Below are 21,921 nucleotides of genomic sequence, written 5' to 3'. Positions count from 1 at the left end.
ATTGAACATACAAAAAAAGGGAGCTAACGCTCCCTTTTTTGTGTTCAATAAATCAAGAACATAATTCAAACTGGCTTTGATAGTTCTGCGCCCAGCGCAATAACTCAACTCTGTTACGCGACTGCGTTTTTCTAAAAATCGATGAAATATGCGCTTTAACCGTATGCTCACTTATGCACAATTGATGCGCGATTTCTTTATTTCGTGCGCCACTTGCCACTAGCTGAATAATTGTTCTCTCTCGATTGGTTAGCATCTGCAGCATTGCGACAGTATCTTGATCTTGCAGTACTTCGTTATTGTTATCCAAACGCTTTACCAAATGGCCAAATAGCTCGCTCAACAAAGCCCTTTCATACCAAAGCTCATTAGCAATCATTTTCTTTAACCCCGTAAGTAAAAGGTCCATCCCCTGATCTACATATAAAAGGCCTTTAATCCCCAAAAGCATGGCAGCTTTGGGATCCAAACTCCCACGTTCTACTTGATATAATGCAATTGGAACTTGGGAAACTAAACGAGCAGCTATTATCGGGATCCCTTTACTGTCTTGCGCGGTTCCTTTCTGGGCTATCATATAAAAACGATTACACTCTTTGGCGACAACAAGATCTGAAGGTTTACTGATAACTTTAGTCTTAATCCCAATTGACTCGGCTAGAATCGCCAAATGGCAAGGTGCTGCGACTTGATGAATAAAGACTAGCTCATCGATTTTGCTCATTGAATTCTCTCCCTGAATTGAACTCACATATTTATATAGATAAAGCATCCATATTCACCCTTATGAATGACGGTTAAATTATTCCTTACAACAAACCGGCTAACATTAATACAACAAAACAGCATCAATTACCACTTAAAAAGAGCTTAGCAACACAAAAAATCACCAATGTTAAATATTCAGGATATAAAACTTAATAGTTATACTTAGTGGCATGATGACAGACAAAATGAAGAGCAGCGATAGAAGATACCCCATCGCTGTTAAAGAAAGTTAAATGTAAAAAATTTCACTATGAATTAACTGGAATCACCTCTTTTACAGCAGATTCTGCTGGATTCCAAAAGCCCATTTTTACACCTTTATCAACCAATTCAGACACTGCTAACTCAATAGCTTGTAAAACACAGAATTGTACAGGCTCGTTTGTAGTGAAACCAATTTCAGCTTCAGCAAGTCTATTTAGACTAGTGAAGCGAATTAGTCCTGCCCGCATCTCTTGAGAGAAAACTCGCTTAGTGGTTGAAACTGACATCATCACTTTCCCCGTATGCACATCGACAGCGCGTAGATATATAGTTACCTGATCCTCTCTGTACATCTCTGATGCACCAATTCCATAATACTCAACCCCAGAACCGCCCGTACTGATATTTGTTTCGTAGCTGATAATACCGCCCTCTAACAATAATCTGGCATTTGTCAGCTGCGGTACACTCTCTTTTTTGGGCTGCTTCTTAGTGATTTTTCGTTCTGTTAATAGGTTCTGTAAACCTTCACGTTCAACAGGTGTAAACCATTTAGAATCTAACAAGGTTTGAACCAACATTGACGTTGCTCCCTGCGTAACAGCAGTAGAAAAAGAGCTGACATTTTGCTGAGGCTTATATTGGCCGGTTTGATCCCTAAAGGAATAAACAGCAACTGGAATTGGATATTTAGGGCCTGGCTTTTTAGCCAGCTCTCGCATTGTTTCGCTGGTTGGGTTTAACTCTGCAGCATTGATATTCAATTCTGGTTTAGGAATAAGGCTACAAGCTGATAAGCTACCTATAAGCAATAAGCTAATGAACAGTTTCATCAGTTACCCTCCGTAAGTAGGCATTTCAATTACAGTAACCTCACCTGTAATTAAGTTGGTAATCGTTAACATCACCCCGCCACCTATTGAAGCAACCTCAATTCTGAAATCCCCAGTATCATATGTACCATCGGTAATCTCTCCGCTTGCAACACCACGAGTAATCGTATTCATTATGTTGCGCTCTAATGACTCCTTAAAACGAGTTACGAAGTCTTTTTCAGCACTTTCTGCGGTATGATCATTCTGTACATTTGCTTTGTTGAGTAAATAAGAGCCATTTAATGCCGAACCACCAAAGCTAGGGTTAATTGGGGTATAAACCAACTCCGTTGCTTGAGCTGGAGTTATTGCAAAGAGAAATGCGATAGTTAACATCCTGTTATTCATTATAATTATCCTAATATCCATCATCACTACTTGAAAGATCACCAGTCATTGCATTAGCTCTAACTTGAGCTAAATAGTCAATTGTCAGTAAAATGGCCTGCTCTGCTCTTTCTTTTATTGGACTGGCTCTGCGCCCAAAATGAGTTTTGTAAATTATGACTCCATTCACTTCTAAACTGAGTAACGTACCCGCCTGCGGGAACACAGTTTCGTAAAGCGTAATATTAAAACCTTGTGTGAAAGGAAGATCACGCCAATAGCTTGAGTAGTAAAAGTTAAAGTCTTTACCGAATCGAGTTAATGTTCGGTCAATCACTAACCCACTAATTTCAATATCAGGCTCTTCCGCAAACGCAGGTGTTAGGCAGCTAAAAGCTAATAATAGTGAAAGCAGTATTCCGTGCATTAGCAATACAATCCTTGTTGAACACTCGATAGTCGGCTTAGTTTTAATTAATCCAGCCACATTAACTTTCTTACCCTATCAGCAAATAGTAAAAGTTGATGTTCAAATAGGAGAATATTACCAGTCAAAAACGAGAACTAGCATAAAGGAGTAATACTTTTGGGTAGGCACTTCAGGTATAGATTTAACACTAACAGCAGAGAACAAAAAACCCAGCAAAAGTGCTGGGTTAGTCATAATAATTCGTAAAATACGTGTTTAATTTAACACTTCTACATTTAACGTGATCTAAAACGGGATGTCGTCATCCCAACCATCATCCAAATCTGGCGTCACATTCTGTTGTGGCTGAGGAGCTGGACGCTGTTGAGGTGCAGCTGGAGCCGCTTGTGGCTTAGGCGCATAACCACCTTGCTGAGGTGCTTGGTAGCCACCTTGTGCAGGTGCAGCTTGTTGCTGCTGTTGTGGTTGCTGGTAGCCACCCTGTGCTGGAGCGGCTTGAGGCTTAGGTGCATAACCACCTTGCTGAGGCGCTGACTGCTGTGGCTTAGGCGCATAACCACCCTGTTGAGGCGCTTGCTGCTGTGGTTGCTGATAACCACCTTGTGCAGGTGCGCCAGCGGCTTGACCTTGGCCACGACCACCCAACATCTGCATTTGACCGCCTTGATCAACAACAACTTCAGTGCTGTAACGATCTTGACCACTTTGATCTTTCCACTTACGCGTCTGCAATTTACCTTCTAGATAAACTTGAGAGCCTTTGCGCAGGTACTCACCAGTGATTTCAGCAAGCTTGCCAAACATCACTACGCGGTGCCATTCAGTGCGCTCTTGTTTCTGACCACTTTGATCTTTCCAAGACTCACTTGTCGCCACGGTAATGTTGGCTACGGCATTGCCGTTCGGCATATAACGAACTTCAGGATCTTGTCCTAAGTTACCCACCAAAATTACTTTATTGACACCACGACTGGCCATTGAAATCTCCTGCTAAATTTTAAAATTTTTACTAATCGACAGAGCGTAACACAGCTTAGGCTACTCTCAAATCGAAAAGCTCAGCAACTTTTAAATAAGCCGGATTAATCGTAAGTGCAGTTCTGTTGGTTAATGATCTCAGTCAGCACTAACTGACGATTTTTAAAGATATTAGCGTGTAAAATAGAGGACTGTGGATAGTCACAGGTAAATATTCAAACAGCAGATGGTCTATAGCGTTGCAGAAGTGATGTAATAGCGATTAGCGATATTTATTGATGTTTGCTAGATAGCAAAAAAGCCCAAATGATAAGACTCAGGCTCTAAATTTGTCCACAGCAATAACATTATCAACGCTTGCAGTCCCTTTCATCTTTTGGCGTTAACGGATCTTCAAAGCAAAGATTATGAGCCTGTTTCATATGCTCGCGCTGTACCTGTTGTTTCTCAAGTTGCAGCTGTTGTTGCTTATTATAAAGTGCTAAACGCTCATCGAGCTCGCGTTCGACCTCTGCGGCATAGGCTGCTTTACATTCAAAATCAGTACTCCCACAAACCGGGGCTGCATTAGCATCATTGATAAAAATGAAACTCAGCATTGCTGAAGGAACAGCTACCGACAAAAAGTTAGCCAGCTTAGACTTTCTCTTTTTTAAAAGCGGCAATTCGGGTAAAAGCGTAGACTGCTTTAAGTTGAATCGATTATCACAAGAATCAAATTTAGCCATCAGAATTAAGCCTCTTAAAAGCGATGTATATGTACGTTTTTTAGTTTCAGTAACTGCTACTGATTAGGTGACAATCAATACTAGGTGCCAAACTTTAGTTGTTTAGGCACCTTTAATTAACTGAGTCGCTTGGCTTAGAACTTGTAAGTTAGACCGATAACCGTTTTAGTTTCCCACTCATCGTTATTTGATTTTTTCGCCAGCTCAGCCTTTGGTACACCGGTATCGGCTTGGCCAGCTTTAACGTAGAGGTTAAAGTTGTCAGACACCTGGTAACCAGCAACTGCATATACTTCACGCTTCTCATCTTTAAGACCTTCGAATCGGTCTTGAGTGAAAGAGGCTTCAATACCTGCGCTTAGGCCATTGTCAAACTGGTAGCCGGTACCAATTTCAGCGCGATACTCTTTGACGGTGCTGTTGACTAGGTAAGGACTATCATTCATAGGAACAGCAACTGGCATTCCAAGCTTAATGCGGTCTTTGCGCATTGCACGACCTTCAACATAAGCGTAAAAGTTGTCAAAGTTGGTTTGAACCTTGATACCGCCACCTAGGCCGCCATTATCAAAACCTTCACGCTTACCATCTTCTAGATTACGCTCGCCTGAGTAGGCTGTTTCAGCGGCAAAGAACGGGATAACCGATACTGCGCCGAAGTTGAAGTCATAACCGAGTTGGGTTTCAACGTTTGCATTCTTATCTTGGGTAGTAAATTCCGCTTCAATTTTACCAGTGAAGCCATTTAAGACTTCAGTATTTGCGCTTGCAGTACCAGCAGAAAGTGCGATTAGAGTTGCAATAACAATGGCTGACTTTTTCATAGTGTTCATCCTCAAGGGGTAGTTTTTAAGTTAATTAGCAGTGCGAAACATTCCGCGTTGTCGCTAAGTGGGGCTATTATCCCATCGAAAATCAAATCCATTGAGTTAGTTACTATATCGAAAGCGAATACTTAGAAAGCGTTGAATCTACAGTTGATCAGCTCTGGTTCAGTTTGTATCAGCTATGAGATGATTAAAATTGCAGCGCAGTCATTGGTGATTTTTTAATAAGTACGAATAATACAGTCGCTGGCGAGACAACATTTTCTTTTACTGAAAACAGCTACGGTTGATCATTTCATGATGAAGGATTCAATTTATGGGTTCAGTAAATATTAAGTAGATATTTTATTAGCCCACTTATAATACCGACCATTACAGTTTTATTTTTTAAAAAACTGAAGAGTTAAAGTAACAATTGATTCACCAATAAAATAGGAAGGTCATCCAATAGAAGAGGTCTTGAACGACTAATAATTGTTAGAAATAATGACGTGAAATATGTATCTACAAACATCTTAAATTGACGTATTTACGAGGAGATTAATCAAGTAGGCGCCCCCAACTAGCAACGCCGTCAGCCAAAACATTGAAACTAGTGGGAGCAAATAGGGTAACTACAAATTTTTTCTTAGCATTTTTAATCGTAAGACATTTATCATGCTGACTACTCACGTTTAAGCTAGTGGACGTGGCTCTTAGCTATAAAATAACTGACCTAAAATCAATAGCAAAATAATAACTAATTAACTGCCTAGAAATAGAGTAAATTACTTATATTTCCCTGTAGTTAAAATGTTTTCAACATATCTATAAGGCAATAGTAGAAGAAACGAATACCTTCATAGAAAGGTTAGAACATACTAACTAATAATTTGCTATAAAATTGTCATTCAAAAATAGGGTTATAATATACGATTGAGTATTTACTAAAAAGCAATCGATAATAAGTAATCACTAATAAAAATATTTTAGCTTTTTTAAAAGATCTTTTACTGATTAGATTGCGAACAATACTAGGTGCCAAACTTTAGTTGTTTAGGCACCTTTAATTAACTGAGTCGCTTGGCTTAGAACTTGTAAGTTAGACCGATAACCGTTTTAGTTTCCCACTCATCGTTATTTGATTTTTTCGCCAGCTCAGCCTTTGGTACACCGGTATCGGCTTGGCCAGCTTTAACGTAGAGGTTAAAGTTGTCAGACACCTGGTAACCAGCAACTGCATATACTTCACGCTTCTCATCTTTAAGACCTTCGAATCGGTCTTGAGTGAAAGAGGCTTCAATACCTGCGCTTAGGCCATTGTCAAACTGGTAGCCGGTACCAATTTCAGCGCGATACTCTTTGACGGTGCTGTTGACTAGGTAAGGACTATCATTCATAGGAACAGCAACTGGCATTCCAAGCTTAATGCGGTCTTTGCGCATTGCACGACCTTCAACATAAGCGTAAAAGTTGTCAAAGTTGGTTTGAACCTTGATACCGCCACCTAGGCCGCCATTATCAAAACCTTCACGCTTACCATCTTCTAGATTACGCTCGCCTGAGTAGGCTGTTTCAGCGGCAAAGAACGGGATAACCGATACTGCGCCGAAGTTGAAGTCATAACCGAGTTGGGTTTCAACGTTTGCATTCTTATCTTGGGTAGTAAATTCCGCTTCAATTTTACCAGTGAAGCCATTTAAGACTTCAGTATTTGCGCTTGCAGTACCAGCAGAAAGTGCGATTAGAGTTGCAATAACAATGGCTGACTTTTTCATAGTGTTCATCCTCAAGGGGTAGTTTTTAAGTTAATTAGCAGTGCGAAACATTCCGCGTTGTCGCTAAGTGGGGCTATTATCCCATCGAAAATTAAATCCATTGAGTTAGTTACTATATTTAAAACGAATACTTAAAAAGGGCCGAATCTACAGTTGATCAGCTCTGGTTCAGTTTGTATCAGCTATGAGATGATTAAAGTTGCAGCGCAGTCATTGGTCATTTTTTAATAAGTACCAATAATGCAGTCGCCGGTGAGACTAATTTTTCTTTTACTGAAAACGGCTACGACTAATAATTTCATGATGAGGGCATTCAATTGGCAGGCTCAATGAATATTACATGGATATTTTATTAGCCCACTTATAATACCGACCATTACAGTTTAATTTTTTAAAAAGATTGAAGAGTTAAAGTAACAATCGATTCACCAATGCAATAGGAAGGCCATTCAATAGAAGGGGCATTGATAGACTAATAACTGTTAGGAATAATGAAGCGAAATATGTATCCAAAAACTGTTTAAATCGATGCATTTACGAAGAGGTTAATCATGTAGGCGCCCCCAACTAGCAACGCCGTCAGCCAAAACATTGAAACTAGTGGGAGCAAAATAGGGTAACGAAAAATTTGACGTTCAGAATTTTAATAATGAGGTATTTATCATACTGACTACTCAAGATTAAAATAGCGGGAGTGGTTCTAAGCAACCAAACAATCCGTTACCCATTCATCTTATAAGAAAAAATAATAAATTATTAGATAGTTATTATTCGAAAAACTAATACATCAATATAATTCGAAAAAACACAGAGAACACCAGTAAAAAGTAATCATCTACAGCTTAGCTTTAAACAGTAGTAAAATAAATCACTCTGCATTTAACCTCCAAGAATAACTTAAAGGTGTTAACAAGCATTTTAATAAAAAATATTGCACCATCTGCATATTATTTCTTATATAGATTAAAGATAATGTGTATAAAGCTATTACGTAGAAAATCAATATCGAGACAACTAATATTGTGTAGTTCGTTGCTACTCAGTACCGTCACGAGTGCAGCCTATGCTAAATCAACTTGGGTTGGCATAGTCGGACTAGAGCAAGCTAGAACCGTGCAAGCAAGCTCAAAGAAAGATGTGCAGCAAATAGAAACCATTGTCCAAGGCATAGGAATCGACTTTGCAGGGTTAAACTGGCATAACACCACCGCCGCCAAATTCAATCGTCATGGCAATATAACCGTGGCTAGAAACTGGGCTTATGGATATTGGAACGAAAATTTCGGCTTGTCACTCGACATCATAAAAGGTGATTGGCAAGGAGTCGGACCGAGCATATTTGCAGCTGGTGTTGCCTATAAGAATTGCAGCGGTGACTTGTGCTTTCGCATCAACCCGACTCTAGCCAGACTCGACAACAAGTTGGCAGACGGTAGCAACTTTAATGACCATGGAGCACAGCTCAACGTAAAGCTAGATTATAAAGTACACGATCGCCTCAGCCTGTCATTTCACCCTCAGTATGCATACTGGCAATCCGATACCATGGGTTCCACGCTTAAGCTGGAGTTGGGAGCGACTTTTGATCTTACCGAAAGTAAACGTCACAAACTCATGTTAGTGAACGAACATTTTATGGTCAATAATCGGGCATCGGGCTTGCGTACTCGTTATGTGGGTGAAAATGCGCCGATTGCAGGTTACGTGCCCGGCACTGAGTCTACCATCAAGCTACGTTATGCTTGGATTTTTTGAACGCTTTTGCCTACCCAGCCGCTTCAATCCTCAACCAAGCTAGAGATCTAACCTTTAGCTTGGTTTTGCCACCAACACTTCCCTTGACCGAGCAACTACTGTTACCTCACTCGTCGTTACCACTACTGCATTCAGCATTTGTAGTCTTCCCTCTGCTTATTAATAAGATCCTGTCACTTTGGAAACTCATCGTCTTAACAAAGACAATGCTCAAATTGCCTAACACTACTTCTGTCAAAACCTCATTTTCCCCCCCCTTAATTCTACAGGCTCCCATAACCTCCGTTATACACCACCAACCTAATAGCCAGGCTTAAAGGTGTTAAATCGACCTACCTTATAGCTTTTGCAATAATTCACTCAAGCCAACGAGGCACTAGCCAAAATATCGAGGTAACACCATGAAAAAGTCACTACTTGTCATCGCTATTGCTGCAACAGCTGCTATCGGTATCGCGCAAGCATGTACCACTGCCGTTTATAACAATGGTGATGCTCATCTAACCGTACGCACTATGGACTGGTTTGGACATGATGACGCAGTAGTGGTAGGAACAGGTGCTGGCATGACTAACACTTACAGCAGCACCAACGGCGTGCAAACTGACTCTAAGTTTGCTGCGATGAAAATAGAATCATTCAAATCCGGTATCATAGCCGAAGCCATGAATGAACAAGGGCTAGAAGCACGTATCCTCTACTTAGGTACTGCAGCGGGCACTCAGTTTGCAGCAGACAGGGTTAAGGTTAAAAACGTCGATGCCGCTAACATTCCGAGCTGGGCTGTTGATAACTTTGACAGTGTCACTGACGTGATTAACGCACTGAAAAACGTAGATGTACTGCCGACCAAAGTGTGTGACCTACCTAAACACGAAGGCGAATGTTTATACCCACCAGTGCATTACCAGTTTGCAGATGCACAAGGCAACACGGCAGTAGTTGAGTTTATTGATGGCGAAATGAAAGCCTACACAGAAGATGGCTCTGCATACATGAGTAACGATCCAGAGTTTAGCGTACACCTAGTGCTTGATGCTGAAAAAGCAGAAGCAGGCCCAACGGTACGTGCCTATGACCGTCGCCTACGTGCAAAAACGATTGTCGAAGATATGTACGCTCGTGATGTAACCGATAACACCAAAGCAAAAGCTTCTATCAAAGCGGTTGCAGCAACGGTATTCGCAGGCTACGACCAAATCGACCCGTATGTAAATGATGTTTTCCCTACACTGTGGACGATTCACACTGACCGCGATGCAAAAGAGTGGAACCTTGACCGCTACGACACTTGGACAGTTGAGCACTATAGCTTTGACATGTTCGACGCTACACAAGCTAAACGTGTTGTACTTGGCGCACACCCACAAGCGAAGTAAGGGTCAAGGTCAAGGTTAAGCTTAAATTTAAAGGGCACTAAAATGAGTGCCCTTTCCAAATCGAGCCAGCTTAGATCCCCAAAAAGCTTCAACAGAACTCTAGTTATAACCAGTTCCGCAACGATTAACCCCTAACTATTCGGTAACGCTATGAAATACTTAATCTACACAACACTAATGCTACTATCACTCTCTATACAGGCTGATGAGCTATCACAAACTTACAGTAAACATGTTGATCGGCAGGGTAATATCACTTTTCCAACTGACTTTTTGATGGATGGCTTTGTCCACCTAGGTAGCAATACTGTAGCCAATCCAGAAACAGGCGAGATCTTCAACTTAAACTCTAGTTACACCCAAAAAGCTGCGCTTGTTAGTTACCAAAAAACCGGAGAGTGGCCTGATGGAACACTCATTGTTAAGATCTTAAAGTTTGTTTCCGGTAAAAAAAGCCTGCTCTCGGGTCAGGTTCAACACCAAACTAGCCAAGATATTGCATTTGTCATGGTTAAAGATACTGAGAATCGATTTCAACACTCCAGCAATAAAGCAATCTGGGGTAATGGGTGGGGCTGGGCACAATTCACTGATGTTAAACAGCCAACGGTAAATACCAATCAAGACAAAAACTACTGCCAGGGTTGTCACCTCCCTCGCAAGCAAACTGATTGGTTATACACAGATATCTATCCGCAAATGCAACGCTAACCTTGCGCGAAAATAACGCCCTAAAAGAGTGCCTGTATTTTGCAAATCAAGTAAAGAGTACAGGCACTAAATCATGACGACTATCAGTGAATACCCCATAAACTTACCACCTCACATATTAATACCAACTCCATTAAAGAGTTGCTCATTCAGCGGCAGTTAAAATCACTTTAGACAATTAAGTGGCTTATCGCTAATCGTTATTCTCGGCTCTGGCATCCTGCTCCGCTCTCGAGAATTGCGCCTGCATTATTCTACCTTCGACCATCCTTGGTCTCGTACCGCCTAAATCTGACTGCCAAGAAGGCCGCAATGTCTTATTTTGTATTGAAAAAAATTCGGATATCGAATGGCACATGCGCTGTATTAAGTGATTTCCCCATGCCTTAAATATCAGCCGCACGTTGTGAGCGTCTCACGACTTTCACTGCTACCTTGCATTGTCTCAATAACCATTTCTTCCACAACGCGCCTTGAATTGAAAGCCCTAAGAAAGCTCTGAACTGAGTATATCCTTAATAGAATTGGTATCAGTAATCGTCGCAAACAAACTGGGTGTTAAACAGGGCGCAAATTGATTAAGCTAGCAGCAGTCAATCGCAATATCGAAGAGCCCAACATGCTGGTCACACCTGAACGGTTAACTTATTTAGTCTTAGTTGCAGATAAAGGCTCTTTCTCTGCTGCAGGTCGAGAGATGGGCGTTAGTCCCTCCGCGGTCGCGCAAGTCATTCAAAATATGGAGATAGACTTAAATATCGTACTCTTTGACCGAGTGGCAGGCAAAGCACCACAATTAACCGCTGTTGGTAAAGCGATGTATATGCAAGCTTTAGAGGTCATTCCAAGACTGCAGGCGATGGAGAAACGTGCTCAAGCTTTTCAAGCTGGGATAGAAGATAAACTCAATATCGCAGTGTATGGCTTTACCCTATTCCCCAGTTATGTCGATAAAATTGCGGCGCTGTCCAGCAAGTTTCCAGAACTTACCATTAACTTAATGGATGTAGAAGATATTACAGCGCTTAGCGTAGACGATAGTAATGCTGCGGATATCATCATCGCCCCAAGCCAATTAAAGCAGCGCCACGGCTACGATACCCAAATTATTGATAAGCTAGATTGGCTGGTCGTTGCTTCACCAAGCCACCTACTGGCCCAAATAAGAAGCCGCTTAACTTACCAAGATTTGATCAGCCATCGGCAGATCATTACCGCAGAAAGTCTTTTTGCCGAAAAGCATCTGGTCGAGTCTCTCAGACTCAGCCCCAACTTACTGTATTGCTCACAGTTTTATCAAATTGAATCAATGCTACTTAACGGACTTGGCTTCGCACTTTTTCCTAGCCACTTAGCTGAAAAACACTTTGCAGCTACTAGCTTAGTAGAGTTAAAAATGGAGGATAGTGAGCAGCAGCCAGGCTGGCCAATAGAGCTTGTTTGGAGCCCTTCTCTTGGCCCAGCAGGACGTTGGTTTGTAGAGCAATTCGTAGAGCTGTAGCGATTAGTAATACTTCCTTGCAGTAAGCTATCAAGCGTCACTTTGCATTCACTGCGTTACGATGAGATAACAGTGGAAAGATACAGATTAACGTAATCGCCAAGAAAACCACCAGTTCAGACAATACCCAGCCTTTAAGCAGCACATAAGGACCTAATGCAGCGCCTGTTGTTTGCGCCGCCACCGATAAGCGAATAATGTCTCCGCTGTGATCACTTTCTGAAATAGTGCCCATAAACAGCGGTAATAGAAAATTCCAAAACAGCATAAATAGACTAACAGCAATAAAATATAGTAAGTGGTTCTCGGTGGTAAACAGCAATACAATCACCAGCCCTTGAGAAAATAGCCCCACTATCGTCAACGCTTTTTTATAGTGACTTAAAGAGGCTAAACTCGCTAACACAGCACCAAACAAGCTAAACAGAGTTCCAACCGCTAACACCTGACCTTGCTCTGTCGGCAATATCTGTAGCTTGTCACCAACAACACTCAACATAGACCAACAACCAGAGTGAGTTAAGATAATCATAAACACCGCTGCCAAGCCCAATAGCTTGGTTGATAGGTCAGCTTTTTGCAGATTAAACACCTCTGCAGAATGGGGATCTAACGGTGAGAATTTAGGTAATAGCAGCAGGCAAGCGCTCAGTCCGGCCAACAGGAAAAAGAAAGTATCAACACCAAAATCTAGAATCAAATAGGGTAAACAGAGAAATAGAAAACCGCTATATAACATCTGAAAAGCGATAGCCTTGCCAAAAGCAAGATCTGGATTAGCCTCTTGTGACAGCGCTTCATAACTTAGTACTAAAATTAGTCCAGCTGCGACGCCTGATATTGCTCTCAGCGCTAGAAAAAGGTTGATATCGTTACAATATGCACTAGCCAAGTGAGTACTTGCCAAGACAACAATTGCGAAGTGCTCGTTAATTTTAATGGTGCGAAATCGTGCCAGAAAATAACAGATAATCGAAGCTAACGCGAAGCCAAATAATTCAACTGTCGCCAAATAACTTAGATCATAAACCGAGGTTTCGAACTGTATTGATATCGCATTAAGATAGCTTGGTAATAATAAAAAAATGCTCGATGCAACCGCGAGTTTCATACTAGTCGACAGATAAAGATATTTGCTTGAAGCTGAGTTCACACATAGGCCTTATTATGGGTAACAGAATCCAACTTTAGCCTCTAGCCTGGAGTATGTAAACAAAGTTAACCAGTTGTGTGTGAACAATATCAACCCATAATCTGCAAGGTTTTACTTGTATTTTCCATTAACCAAGCATAGTAACAGTTCATTTTCCAAAAGCATTACTATTTAAAACCGGTCCTAATGACTAAATTATCGTACCGCACAAAACAATAATCCTTTATTTTCAAACACCAACAAGCAACCACAACTAACAACCAAAAATAAGAGTTAAGTTAATTAGTAATGGCACATTTTACTACGACATTAAAATACAAATAACTAATATAAACCCTACTTAGTACTCACCCCCATTGCTAATTAACAAAAAACAACAAACGACACAAAGCAAAACAATGTATTAACAATCATTCTACTGATACACTTAGGTTACTTCTGTATTTTGGGATTATATATATGCACTTTCAGGCTTCCCGTTTAAATCGCGCAATCGCAGCGTCAATCTTTCTTATCTCGATACCAAATTTAAGCCAAGCACAGAGTGAAATATTTGAGAATCAATCCGGTACTATTTCAGAGATTGGTGATGTCGTTCAAATCGCGCTGCCCGCCGGTGCATTGATTGGCAGTTTATGGATAGGTGATACAGAAGGAGCTTGGCAATTAACCAAAGGGGTTGCGGCTACAGCAGCAATAACCCACACGCTGAAGTTTGGTTATGAGCGCCTCAGACCAGATGGCTCCGAGAACAACTCTTTTCCATCAGGCCATACATCTGCCGCATTCTCAGGCGCTGCATATATTCATCATAGATACGGCAATGCATGGGGGATCCCGGCATACGCAGCGGCTACATTTGTGGGTGGCAGTCGATTGTGGGCAAACAAACACTATATCGACGATGTGTTAGCTGGAGGTTCTATTGCGGTGATGAGCAGCCTGTATTTCACTGACCCTTATAACCCAACAGATCTGGTTATTGCGCCAAGTTTTGGTGATGGTCAAATAGGCTTAGCAATGAGCTATACACCCGGTCTTGCAGGTAGTAAAGCTAGGTCCTCTCCCAACGTAGATAGTGGTTGGGGAAAAAAAGAAGCTGAGCTTATGCGTCGTTACTCATTGTTAATTGGTGGTTTCGAAACTAACAAGAACAGCATAAATGAGCAGGGCCAAAATGGTTTTGATCTAAATGATTTCAGTAAAGAATCAGAGCCTAATACCTATGCTTCTGCAATGCTAAAGTGGGGTCTCGATAAACAGCAATATCTTGCCTTTGAATTTACCCCAATGGAAACCAGAGATACTGCGACTCTAAAAGAAGACATTATTTTTGGTGGAAAAAGCTATGCCACCGGCAGCGAAGTCATATCAGCTTACCGTAACTGGACGCTTGCGGCAGACTACATGTTCCGCTTGCTACCGGACAGTCGCTGGAAAGCAGATATAGGAGCAGGCATAGCATTTGTCGGCCAGTCTATTCGCTTAGATGACTATAATGGCAACAACCTAGGTGAGCATGATGATCTATTCGTTGTCCCCTCTTTGGCTGTAGAGGGTGGCTATCAGTTTACCGAGAGCATTTCCGCCAGCATTGGCTATAAATATTCAGGTTTATCTGAATACCAATCAGATTCTTTATGGGGCAGTGTTGAGTACCAATTCAATGAACGATGGTCAACTTCCTTGTTCTATGGTCAATTTTCACAAAACACTGATACTGATGAATATTACAATGATGCAGTATTCGATTACGGCGGATTCTCTGTCGATTACTCTTTCTAGTAAATGGTTTACGCTAGCCTAAAAAACTAATGTTAAAGCAATATTGCTGTCGAATAACGCAATATTGCTGTTTCATTTGTATTTTTAAACCAACTCCTCAGGTATTTCACCTCCCGGCTCAGTTCATTCGATTTTCATATACTTTCTAACTGAACACATTTTCAAAATAGCCATATCATTACCTCAACCAAGGAACCGTTTGAGTTAAAAACTCATATTTCTATTGAGGAAATAAATATACAAAACGTAAAAATTATCGCTTTAGCAACGACCTTGGCAAAAGTAACCGCCGCGCCGATGGCAGCGAATGCAACATGCGGGCACTCGAATCTGAGCCCAGATAGTTTGGGCCTAATAACAGGGAGCAAAACATGAAAATCGCACTGACTTTAATACTGATCGTGGGGATGTCGGCCTGCGCTAACAATAGCAATAGTGGTAATCGTCATACGATCTACAATGATGACAAAGGTTGTGATCTTAATTGCCAAATTATAGAAGACGAAATTGTAAGGCGTGACATTGAAGATAGAATCATTGCCGAAGAGATTATCGCAGATGAGATATTTGAACCCATTGAATATTGATCAGCGAAGCTTAGAGTTAGTCGCTACATAAACAATGTATCCGCCTCTCTATCAATCGATATTGCTGGCATCGAAGTCGTATCGACAAGCCTAACGGGACGCTAACACAAGGCTACAGTCAAAAGCAGATATCGATACGGAATAATATGCCAATGATGCAGTATTCGATTACGGCGGATTTTCTGTCAGTTACTCTGGCTGATAAATGGTTTTCGCTTAGCTAAAAAACTCATGTAAGGAGCAATACTACAGTTGAATAATGCAATATTGCTCTCTCACTTGAGTAGCGAATTCGAGCCTTTGTTAGTTTACAGAACCTAATACCGCTCGAGCTGCTTTCAAATCAAATTGGTCATCAACTTTTAGGTAAGCCACTTTCTCTTCAAGCACCACGATAGCTTCAGACACACCGGCTAATGCAGATAGTTCTGTCGCCATCACTTTGGCTGCTTGCTTATCAGACACGTCGGCTTCCAATGTGTAGCTCTTGAGTAACACAGGGTTCTTCATACCAAATGTGAGTAAGAACCAAATGCCCATTAAGCCCAAGGCAACGGCGAAGACGCCTTCTGCACCAACAAGTTGATATGCACCACCACCAAGCAAACCACCGCAAAAGGCACCCAAAAATTGGCTAGTCGAGTACACGCCCATTGCTGAGCCTTTGTCGCCGACAGGACAGAATTTAGCAATCAGGCTCGGTAAAGATGCCTCAAGGTAATTAAAGCCAGTGAAGAACAACACCACTGCTATGCTCAATACCATCAGATTGTTGGCAAATAGTGCCATCGATCCTAGCGCGACCATCATGATCAGCAGAGCAACTTGAAACATTGCTTTAGTATTATTGCGTTTAACACCAATAATAATCAGCGGTACCATCAAGAAAAAGGCACCCATAAATGCTGGGAAATACAGCATCCAATGTTCCTCTTTGGCAAGTCCGGCATCGACGAGATCCAAAGGCAGTGCCACAAACACAGCTGTCAGCACTAAGTGCAGAATAAAGATACCCGCATCGAGTCTAAATAACTGCGGATCAACCAACATCCGACGCAGTTTTTCAGGTGCGGCAACCGTATCTCCTTTCGGCGCTTGTGAAATCGGGTTAGGCACTAACAACTGCACGATTAACATGCCTAAAACAGCTAGTCCGCCCGTCATAAAGAACAGACCAGATAGGCCTAGGTGCTGGGCAACAATAGGGCCGACAAGTAATGATAAGGCAAAGGAAAAGCCAATACACATGCCGATAATAGCCATCACTTTGGTGCGCTGTTCATCGCGAGTTAGATCAGCAGCTAATGCCAGCACCGCGGCAGCAATTGCCCCCATCCCCTGCAGAGCTCGACCAGCAACTACGCCATAAATTGTTTCTGCATTGGCAGCAACTAAACTGCCAAGGGCAAAGATCAGTAAGCCAATTAAAATGATAGGTTTACGACCATATTTATCAGATAAGATCCCCATCGGGATTTGTAGAATGGCTTGCGTTAAGCCATAAGCACCAATAGCAATACCCACCCATAACGGTGAAAAGCCTTCTAAATGCTGCCCGTAAAGTGCGAAGACAGGCATGATCATAAACAGACCCATCATGCGCAATCCAAATACACTGGCTAAAGAAAACGCTACTTTTTTCTCAGTCTTCGAAAGTCCGTTATTGGCCATTGCCCCCGCCCTGATCAGTGAACTCTAAATAAGGGGCGCAGTTTATCACGAAGTTTTTCAATAGCCCAAAAGGAAAAGTAAAAGATGTATAGTCAAACCCTCTTTTAAGCATTAGCAGCAAACCCGCATGCATGCTTGGTTTTGCTAACTTTTCCTGTCAACACGCTATATTTCTCCTACAATTGATAGCTTACTTTGTCTATTGCCTAAGGTAAATTTGTGAGATACTTAACCACTTTTTTCGGCTTTGAGATCTGAACGCTAGATGGAAAATATTGAAGTACGTGGCGCTCGTACCCACAATCTTAAAAACATCAACCTAACCATACCTCGCGACAAACTTATTGTTATTACCGGGCTATCAGGTTCTGGAAAATCATCTTTAGCATTCGATACCTTGTATGCAGAAGGTCAGCGACGTTATGTTGAGTCACTCTCAGCCTATGCTCGTCAGTTTTTAAGTTTGATGGAAAAGCCCGATGTTGATCACATCGAAGGCTTGAGCCCTGCAATATCTATCGAGCAGAAATCAACCTCGCATAATCCACGCTCTACCGTGGGTACAATTACCGAAATCTATGATTATTTAAGACTGCTATTTGCCCGAGTGGGTGAACCACGCTGTCCAACTCACGGCGAGCCATTAGCCGCACAAACTGTCAGCCAGATGGTGGACAAAGTATTGGAGATGCCTGAAGGCAGTCGCCAAATGCTGCTTGCTCCCGTGGTTAATGCACGTAAAGGCGAACACGTAAAGCTGCTTGAGAGCTTATCGGCGCAAGGCTATATTCGTGCTCGTATTGACGGCGAAGTCTGCGATTTAACCGATCCACCAGAACTAGACTTACACGTTAAGCACACCATTGAAGTGGTCGTCGATCGCTTTAAAGTCCGTGATGACATTAAGCAGCGCTTAGCAGAATCATTTGAAACCGCCCTTGAACTCTCAGGCGGAATAGCCAAAGTCACCAGCATGGATCCTGTTGAGGGACATGTAAAAGCAGAAGAACATGTGTTCTCTGCAAACTTTGCCTGCCCTGTTTGTGGCTACTCTATGGCGGAACTTGAGCCGCGCATTTTCTCATTCAATAACCCAGCTGGGGCATGTCAAACCTGTGACGGTTTAGGCGTACAGCAGTATTTCGATCCAGAAAGAGTGATCACCAATACTGAACTGTCACTCGCTGGCGGCGCGATTAGAGGCTGGGATAGACGTAATTTCTATTATTTCCAGATGCTCAGTTCTTTGGCTGAACATTATAAATTTGATATCGAAAAACCTTTCGAACAGTTAACCGACGATGTCAGAAACATCGTGCTTTACGGTTCTGGTACCCAAAGCATCGCCTTCAAATATATCAATGATCGCGGCGATGTCGTGGTTCGGAATCACCCTTTTGAGGGGATTTTGAATAACATGGATAGGCGTTATCGCGAAACCGAATCGAATGCTGTTCGCGAAGAGTTAACCAAGTTTATCAATACTCAGTCATGTAAAAGTTGTGGTGGTTCACGCCTGCGTGAAGAAGCACGTAATGTGTTTATTGAAGAGTTGAACCTGCCCGTTTTAACACAGTGGTCTATTGGCGAAGCCATGGATTACTTTGAAAAGCTTGAGCTTACTGGCCAACGTGCACAGATCGCCGACAAAATCCTCAAAGAGGTACGCGATCGTTTAGGCTTCTTGGTTAATGTTGGCCTTAATTATCTCAGTTTATCTCGCTCTGCCGACACCTTGTCAGGTGGCGAAGCGCAGCGTATTCGTCTTGCAAGCCAGATTGGTGCGGGGCTCGTTGGCGTAATGTACGTGCTCGATGAACCTTCTATTGGCCTGCATCAACGTGATAATGAGCGCCTTCTACAAACGCTTATTCACCTGCGAGATCTCGGTAACACCGTCATTGTGGTTGAGCATGATGAAGATGCTATCCGTATGGCTGATCACGTCATCGATATCGGCCCAGGAGCCGGCGTTCATGGTGGGCAAGTTATAGGTGAAGGTACCCTTAAAGACCTGCTTGAGTGTAAAGAGTCTATCACTGGCCAGTATTTATCCGGTGAAAAGCAGATCCACATTTCAACCGAGCGAACCCAGTATGACCCTAACAAACTCATTGAGCTTTTTGGTGCTACTGGTAACAACCTCAAAGACGTTGACCTGCAGATCCCTGTAGGACTGTTTACCTGTATTACCGGTGTGTCCGGCTCAGGTAAATCAACACTAATCAATGACACCTTCTATAAGATTGCTCATATAGAGTTGAATGGTGCGACAGTTGATGAACCTTCACCCTACAAGAGTATTGTCGGGATGGATCATTGCGATAAAGTGGTCGATATTGATCAAAGCCCCATTGGCCGTACACCGCGCTCTAACCCAGCAACTTACACCGGGATTTTCACCCCGATTCGCGAACTGTTTGCGGCCACTCAAGAATCTCGTACTCGTGGTTATCAGCCAGGTCGATTCTCATTTAACGTTAAAGGTGGACGCTGTGAAGCCTGTCAGGGTGATGGCTTAATCAAAGTAGAGATGCATTTCTTGCCTGACGTATACGTGCCATGTGATAGCTGTAAAGGCCAGCGATACAATCGCGAAACCTTAGATGTTCGCTTCAAGGGCAAGAATATTCACGAAGTGCTGCAGATGACCGTTGAAGAAGCCAGACCTTTCTTTGATGCCATTCCAGCGGTCGCCCGCAAACTGCAAACGCTAATGGATGTTGGTTTGTCCTATATTCGTTTAGGCCAAAGTGCGACCACACTTTCTGGTGGTGAGGCGCAGCGAGTAAAGCTGGCTAAAGAGCTATCTAAACGTGATACAGGCAAAACGTTATATATCTTGGATGAGCCGACAACAGGTTTGCACTTTGCAGATATTCAGCTGTTATTGGATGTATTACATCGCCTTAAATCCCATGGTAATACCATAGTGGTGATTGAGCATAACTTGGATGTGATAAAAACCGCGGATTGGATTATCGATCTGGGGCCGGAAGGTGGTTCAGGCGGTGGTACCATTTTGGTAGCAGGTACTCCTGAAGTTGTCGCTGAGAATACTGAATCACACACAGCACGCTTTTTAAAACCACTTTTAGCAAAGTAAGAGATCATCCAGTTCAATGACAAGCAGTAATATTTTATTAGCCTCAGGCCTAGTGGTAACGCTAGGCCTACTTATTATGGTAGTCGTCGATCCATTATTTGGTCAATGTGCCTCAACTGAAGCCAGAGTCATAAGTAGCGACCCGCAAAGCAGCACGATTTCTCTGCCTAATGGCTCAGTAGCCCGAGTCGATGTCGGCAACTTAGCACCGCAATCCCAAGTGGTTGTGGGCGCAAAACAACGGCTTTTTTCAGGTACACACGAGTATAAGTTAAAGTTGTCGAATATTGATAAACCGGCTGAGAATCAACAAACTGAGTAAGAATATCGCTATTTATAGCCATTACCTGTAGGTTTAGTCACAGTTGTAATGGCTTTTTTGCATATAAAAAGGAGAGTTAGATGCAAAAATTAGCGATTCTCTTAGCGATTATTATCACTCTAAGCCTGAATGCCTGCAGTTCAACCTCTCAATGCCAAAAGCGCCCCAACACATCATGGGCAGACCAAGCACAGATTAGTCGCGATATACATAAACTGGCTTCAACAGAATTCGCAGGCCGAAAAACCGGATCCGCAGGTGCAGCGTTAACAAGAGACTATCTCATTCAACGGTTTCGACAAGTCGGGCTTGAGCCTTGGCAAGGTGATTTTCAACATCCATTTAGCTTTACTAAATCTTTTAGTGACAGAGTCGGAATTAATATTGCTGGCGTGCTACTTGCCGCGGCACCAACCAATAAATGGCGCGTTGTTCTCGCCCATTATGACCATCTTGGCCACAAAGGCTCTCGCATATACTTTGGCGCTGATGATAACGCCTCGGGAGTCGCAGCCTTACTGCAACTTGCCGAGCACGCCGCTAGCAAAGGCAGTCCAATAAACTTACTTTTTGTTGCAACCGATGCTGAAGAGCCAGGGCTTTATGGCGGTTATGCGCTGACTGATAAATTACAAAACATCAGCAGCCAACCGCAAATATCCCAGATTGAGCTTGCGATCAATTTAGATATGATTGGCCGCCCCGATCGTCGTAGCGCCATCTATATCGAAGGCACAAGGCGTTTTGACTCATTCGATAAAATGCAGCAGATAATGACTAAGTCGAACCAATTATGCATCAGGACTAGTCAACCTAAATCATTCGATGGCAGTGTCATAAGTGTTGATCTATTGCGTGCGTCTGATCATTACGCAATGCACAAAGTAGGGATCCCTTGGCTTTACTTTGGCGTACCAACCCATAGGGATTACCATCAAACCAGTGATATCGCAGACAAAATAGATATTAACTTTGTCGCTGCTACAACGGAATCGGCTTACCAACTGTTGGTTATTGACAGTTTTCTTCTGAAAAATAGCCTATAAACATCACTTTT

At 42.4% G+C, this 21,921-nt stretch carries 19 protein-coding genes; 9 read left to right on the top strand and 10 right to left on the bottom strand.

What is annotated here, in order from left to right:
* Positions 1-52 precede the first annotated feature (52 nt).
* From K5R16_RS00940 to K5R16_RS00905, 8 genes are all read right to left on the bottom strand, one after another.
* Positions 53-724, bottom strand: a complete 672-nt coding sequence (locus K5R16_RS00940) for a response regulator transcription factor (RefSeq protein WP_220735669.1) — start codon at positions 722-724, stop codon at positions 53-55.
* 292 nt (positions 725-1,016) lie between these two features.
* Entirely contained in the window at positions 1,017-1,805 is a 789-nt protein-coding gene (locus K5R16_RS00935) for a CsgG/HfaB family protein (RefSeq protein ID WP_374758363.1), read from the bottom strand.
* Between the two features lie 3 nt (positions 1,806-1,808).
* On the bottom strand, positions 1,809-2,195 hold the full coding sequence (locus K5R16_RS00930; RefSeq protein ID WP_220735668.1) for a curli assembly protein CsgF: 387 nt from the start codon (positions 2,193-2,195) through the stop codon (positions 1,809-1,811).
* Positions 2,196-2,205: 10 nt separating this feature from the next.
* Positions 2,206-2,601: a curli production assembly/transport protein CsgE gene (locus K5R16_RS00925; RefSeq protein ID WP_220735667.1), complete on the bottom strand. Its 396-nt coding sequence runs from the start codon at positions 2,599-2,601 to the stop codon at positions 2,206-2,208.
* A 288-nt stretch (positions 2,602-2,889) separates the two neighbouring features.
* A complete protein-coding gene (gene ssb, locus K5R16_RS00920) occupies positions 2,890-3,582 on the bottom strand; it encodes a single-stranded DNA-binding protein (protein WP_220735666.1) in 693 nt (230 codons plus the stop codon).
* 350 nt (positions 3,583-3,932) lie between these two features.
* Positions 3,933-4,310: a hypothetical protein gene (locus K5R16_RS00915; protein ID WP_220735665.1), complete on the bottom strand. Its 378-nt coding sequence runs from the start codon at positions 4,308-4,310 to the stop codon at positions 3,933-3,935.
* A gap of 134 nt (positions 4,311-4,444) precedes the next feature.
* On the bottom strand, positions 4,445-5,134 hold the full coding sequence (locus K5R16_RS00910) for a hypothetical protein (RefSeq protein ID WP_220735664.1): 690 nt from the start codon (positions 5,132-5,134) through the stop codon (positions 4,445-4,447).
* 1,070 nt (positions 5,135-6,204) lie between these two features.
* Positions 6,205-6,894, bottom strand: coding sequence for a hypothetical protein (locus K5R16_RS00905; protein WP_220735664.1), 690 nt, complete (start codon positions 6,892-6,894; stop codon positions 6,205-6,207).
* Positions 6,895-7,926: 1,032 nt separating this feature from the next.
* Between K5R16_RS00905 and K5R16_RS00900 the strand changes: the two genes are divergently transcribed.
* The 4 genes from K5R16_RS00900 (at position 7,927) to K5R16_RS00885 (ending at position 12,240) form a co-directional block, all read left to right on the top strand.
* Entirely contained in the window at positions 7,927-8,649 is a 723-nt protein-coding gene (locus tag K5R16_RS00900; RefSeq protein WP_259649733.1) for a hypothetical protein, read from the top strand.
* A 401-nt stretch (positions 8,650-9,050) separates the two neighbouring features.
* Positions 9,051-10,028, top strand: a complete 978-nt coding sequence (locus tag K5R16_RS00895) for a linear amide C-N hydrolase (RefSeq protein WP_220735662.1) — start codon at positions 9,051-9,053, stop codon at positions 10,026-10,028.
* A 150-nt stretch (positions 10,029-10,178) separates the two neighbouring features.
* A complete protein-coding gene (locus K5R16_RS00890; protein ID WP_220735661.1) occupies positions 10,179-10,739 on the top strand; it encodes a cytochrome P460 family protein in 561 nt (186 codons plus the stop codon).
* Between the two features lie 574 nt (positions 10,740-11,313).
* Positions 11,314-12,240, top strand: coding sequence for a LysR family transcriptional regulator (locus K5R16_RS00885; protein ID WP_259649732.1), 927 nt, complete (start codon positions 11,314-11,316; stop codon positions 12,238-12,240).
* Positions 12,241-12,277: 37 nt separating this feature from the next.
* On the opposite strand, the gene K5R16_RS00880 is transcribed toward K5R16_RS00885, so the two are convergent.
* Positions 12,278-13,393: an MFS transporter gene (locus tag K5R16_RS00880; RefSeq protein ID WP_220735660.1), complete on the bottom strand. Its 1,116-nt coding sequence runs from the start codon at positions 13,391-13,393 to the stop codon at positions 12,278-12,280.
* Positions 13,394-13,852: 459 nt separating this feature from the next.
* On the opposite strand from K5R16_RS00880, the gene K5R16_RS00875 reads away from it, so the two are divergent.
* Together K5R16_RS00875 and K5R16_RS00870 are read left to right on the top strand one after the other, a co-directional pair.
* Complete coding sequence (locus K5R16_RS00875) at positions 13,853-15,178, top strand: phosphatase PAP2 family protein (RefSeq protein WP_220735659.1); 1,326 nt, start codon at positions 13,853-13,855, stop codon at positions 15,176-15,178.
* 371 nt (positions 15,179-15,549) lie between these two features.
* Entirely contained in the window at positions 15,550-15,765 is a 216-nt protein-coding gene (locus K5R16_RS00870) for a hypothetical protein (protein ID WP_220735658.1), read from the top strand.
* Between the two features lie 303 nt (positions 15,766-16,068).
* Here K5R16_RS00870 and K5R16_RS00865 read toward each other — a convergent pair whose 3' ends face one another.
* On the bottom strand, positions 16,069-17,436 hold the full coding sequence (locus K5R16_RS00865) for an MFS transporter (protein ID WP_220735657.1): 1,368 nt from the start codon (positions 17,434-17,436) through the stop codon (positions 16,069-16,071).
* A 265-nt stretch (positions 17,437-17,701) separates the two neighbouring features.
* On the opposite strand from K5R16_RS00865, the gene uvrA reads away from it, so the two are divergent.
* From uvrA to K5R16_RS00850, 3 genes are all read left to right on the top strand, one after another.
* The gene (uvrA, locus tag K5R16_RS00860; protein ID WP_220735656.1) at positions 17,702-20,542 is read left to right on the top strand and encodes an excinuclease ABC subunit UvrA; all 2,841 of its coding nucleotides are present in this window, start codon (positions 17,702-17,704) and stop codon (positions 20,540-20,542) included.
* Positions 20,543-20,558: 16 nt separating this feature from the next.
* A complete protein-coding gene (locus tag K5R16_RS00855; RefSeq protein WP_259649731.1) occupies positions 20,559-20,864 on the top strand; it encodes a hypothetical protein in 306 nt (101 codons plus the stop codon).
* 80 nt (positions 20,865-20,944) lie between these two features.
* Positions 20,945-21,910 carry a M28 family peptidase gene (locus K5R16_RS00850; RefSeq protein ID WP_220735655.1) on the top strand — a complete coding sequence of 322 codons (966 nt, stop codon included), beginning with the start codon at positions 20,945-20,947 and terminating at the stop codon, positions 21,908-21,910.
* The last annotated feature ends 11 nt before the right edge of the window (positions 21,911-21,921 follow it).

It is taken from the genome of Shewanella sp. c952 (genome assembly GCF_019654975.1).
GTDB lineage: Bacteria > Pseudomonadota > Gammaproteobacteria > Enterobacterales > Shewanellaceae > Shewanella.
This window is presented reverse-complemented; position numbering and strand designations above follow the sequence as displayed.

Bases quoted from the DNA above. Each gene is read 5' to 3' on its own strand.
- ssb (WP_220735666.1), bottom strand. From the start codon at position 3,582: ATGGCCAGTCGTGGTGTCAATAAAGTAATTTTGGTGGGTAACTTAGGA.
- K5R16_RS00910 (WP_220735664.1), bottom strand. From the start codon at position 5,134: ATGAAAAAGTCAGCCATTGTTATTGCAACTCTAATCGCACTTTCTGCT.
- K5R16_RS00895 (WP_220735662.1), top strand. From the start codon at position 9,051: ATGAAAAAGTCACTACTTGTCATCGCTATTGCTGCAACAGCTGCTATC.
- K5R16_RS00905 (WP_220735664.1), bottom strand. From the start codon at position 6,894: ATGAAAAAGTCAGCCATTGTTATTGCAACTCTAATCGCACTTTCTGCT.
- K5R16_RS00855 (WP_259649731.1), top strand. From the start codon at position 20,559: ATGACAAGCAGTAATATTTTATTAGCCTCAGGCCTAGTGGTAACGCTA.
- K5R16_RS00925 (WP_220735667.1), bottom strand. From the start codon at position 2,601: ATGCACGGAATACTGCTTTCACTATTATTAGCTTTTAGCTGCCTAACA.
- K5R16_RS00865 (WP_220735657.1), bottom strand. From the start codon at position 17,436: ATGGCCAATAACGGACTTTCGAAGACTGAGAAAAAAGTAGCGTTTTCT.
- K5R16_RS00870 (WP_220735658.1), top strand. From the start codon at position 15,550: ATGAAAATCGCACTGACTTTAATACTGATCGTGGGGATGTCGGCCTGC.
- K5R16_RS00875 (WP_220735659.1), top strand. From the start codon at position 13,853: ATGCACTTTCAGGCTTCCCGTTTAAATCGCGCAATCGCAGCGTCAATC.
- uvrA (WP_220735656.1), top strand. From the start codon at position 17,702: ATGGAAAATATTGAAGTACGTGGCGCTCGTACCCACAATCTTAAAAAC.
- K5R16_RS00940 (WP_220735669.1), bottom strand. From the start codon at position 724: ATGAGCAAAATCGATGAGCTAGTCTTTATTCATCAAGTCGCAGCACCT.
- K5R16_RS00935 (WP_374758363.1), bottom strand. From the start codon at position 1,805: ATGAAACTGTTCATTAGCTTATTGCTTATAGGTAGCTTATCAGCTTGT.
- K5R16_RS00930 (WP_220735668.1), bottom strand. From the start codon at position 2,195: ATGAATAACAGGATGTTAACTATCGCATTTCTCTTTGCAATAACTCCA.
- K5R16_RS00850 (WP_220735655.1), top strand. From the start codon at position 20,945: ATGCAAAAATTAGCGATTCTCTTAGCGATTATTATCACTCTAAGCCTG.
- K5R16_RS00890 (WP_220735661.1), top strand. From the start codon at position 10,179: ATGAAATACTTAATCTACACAACACTAATGCTACTATCACTCTCTATA.
- K5R16_RS00915 (WP_220735665.1), bottom strand. From the start codon at position 4,310: ATGGCTAAATTTGATTCTTGTGATAATCGATTCAACTTAAAGCAGTCT.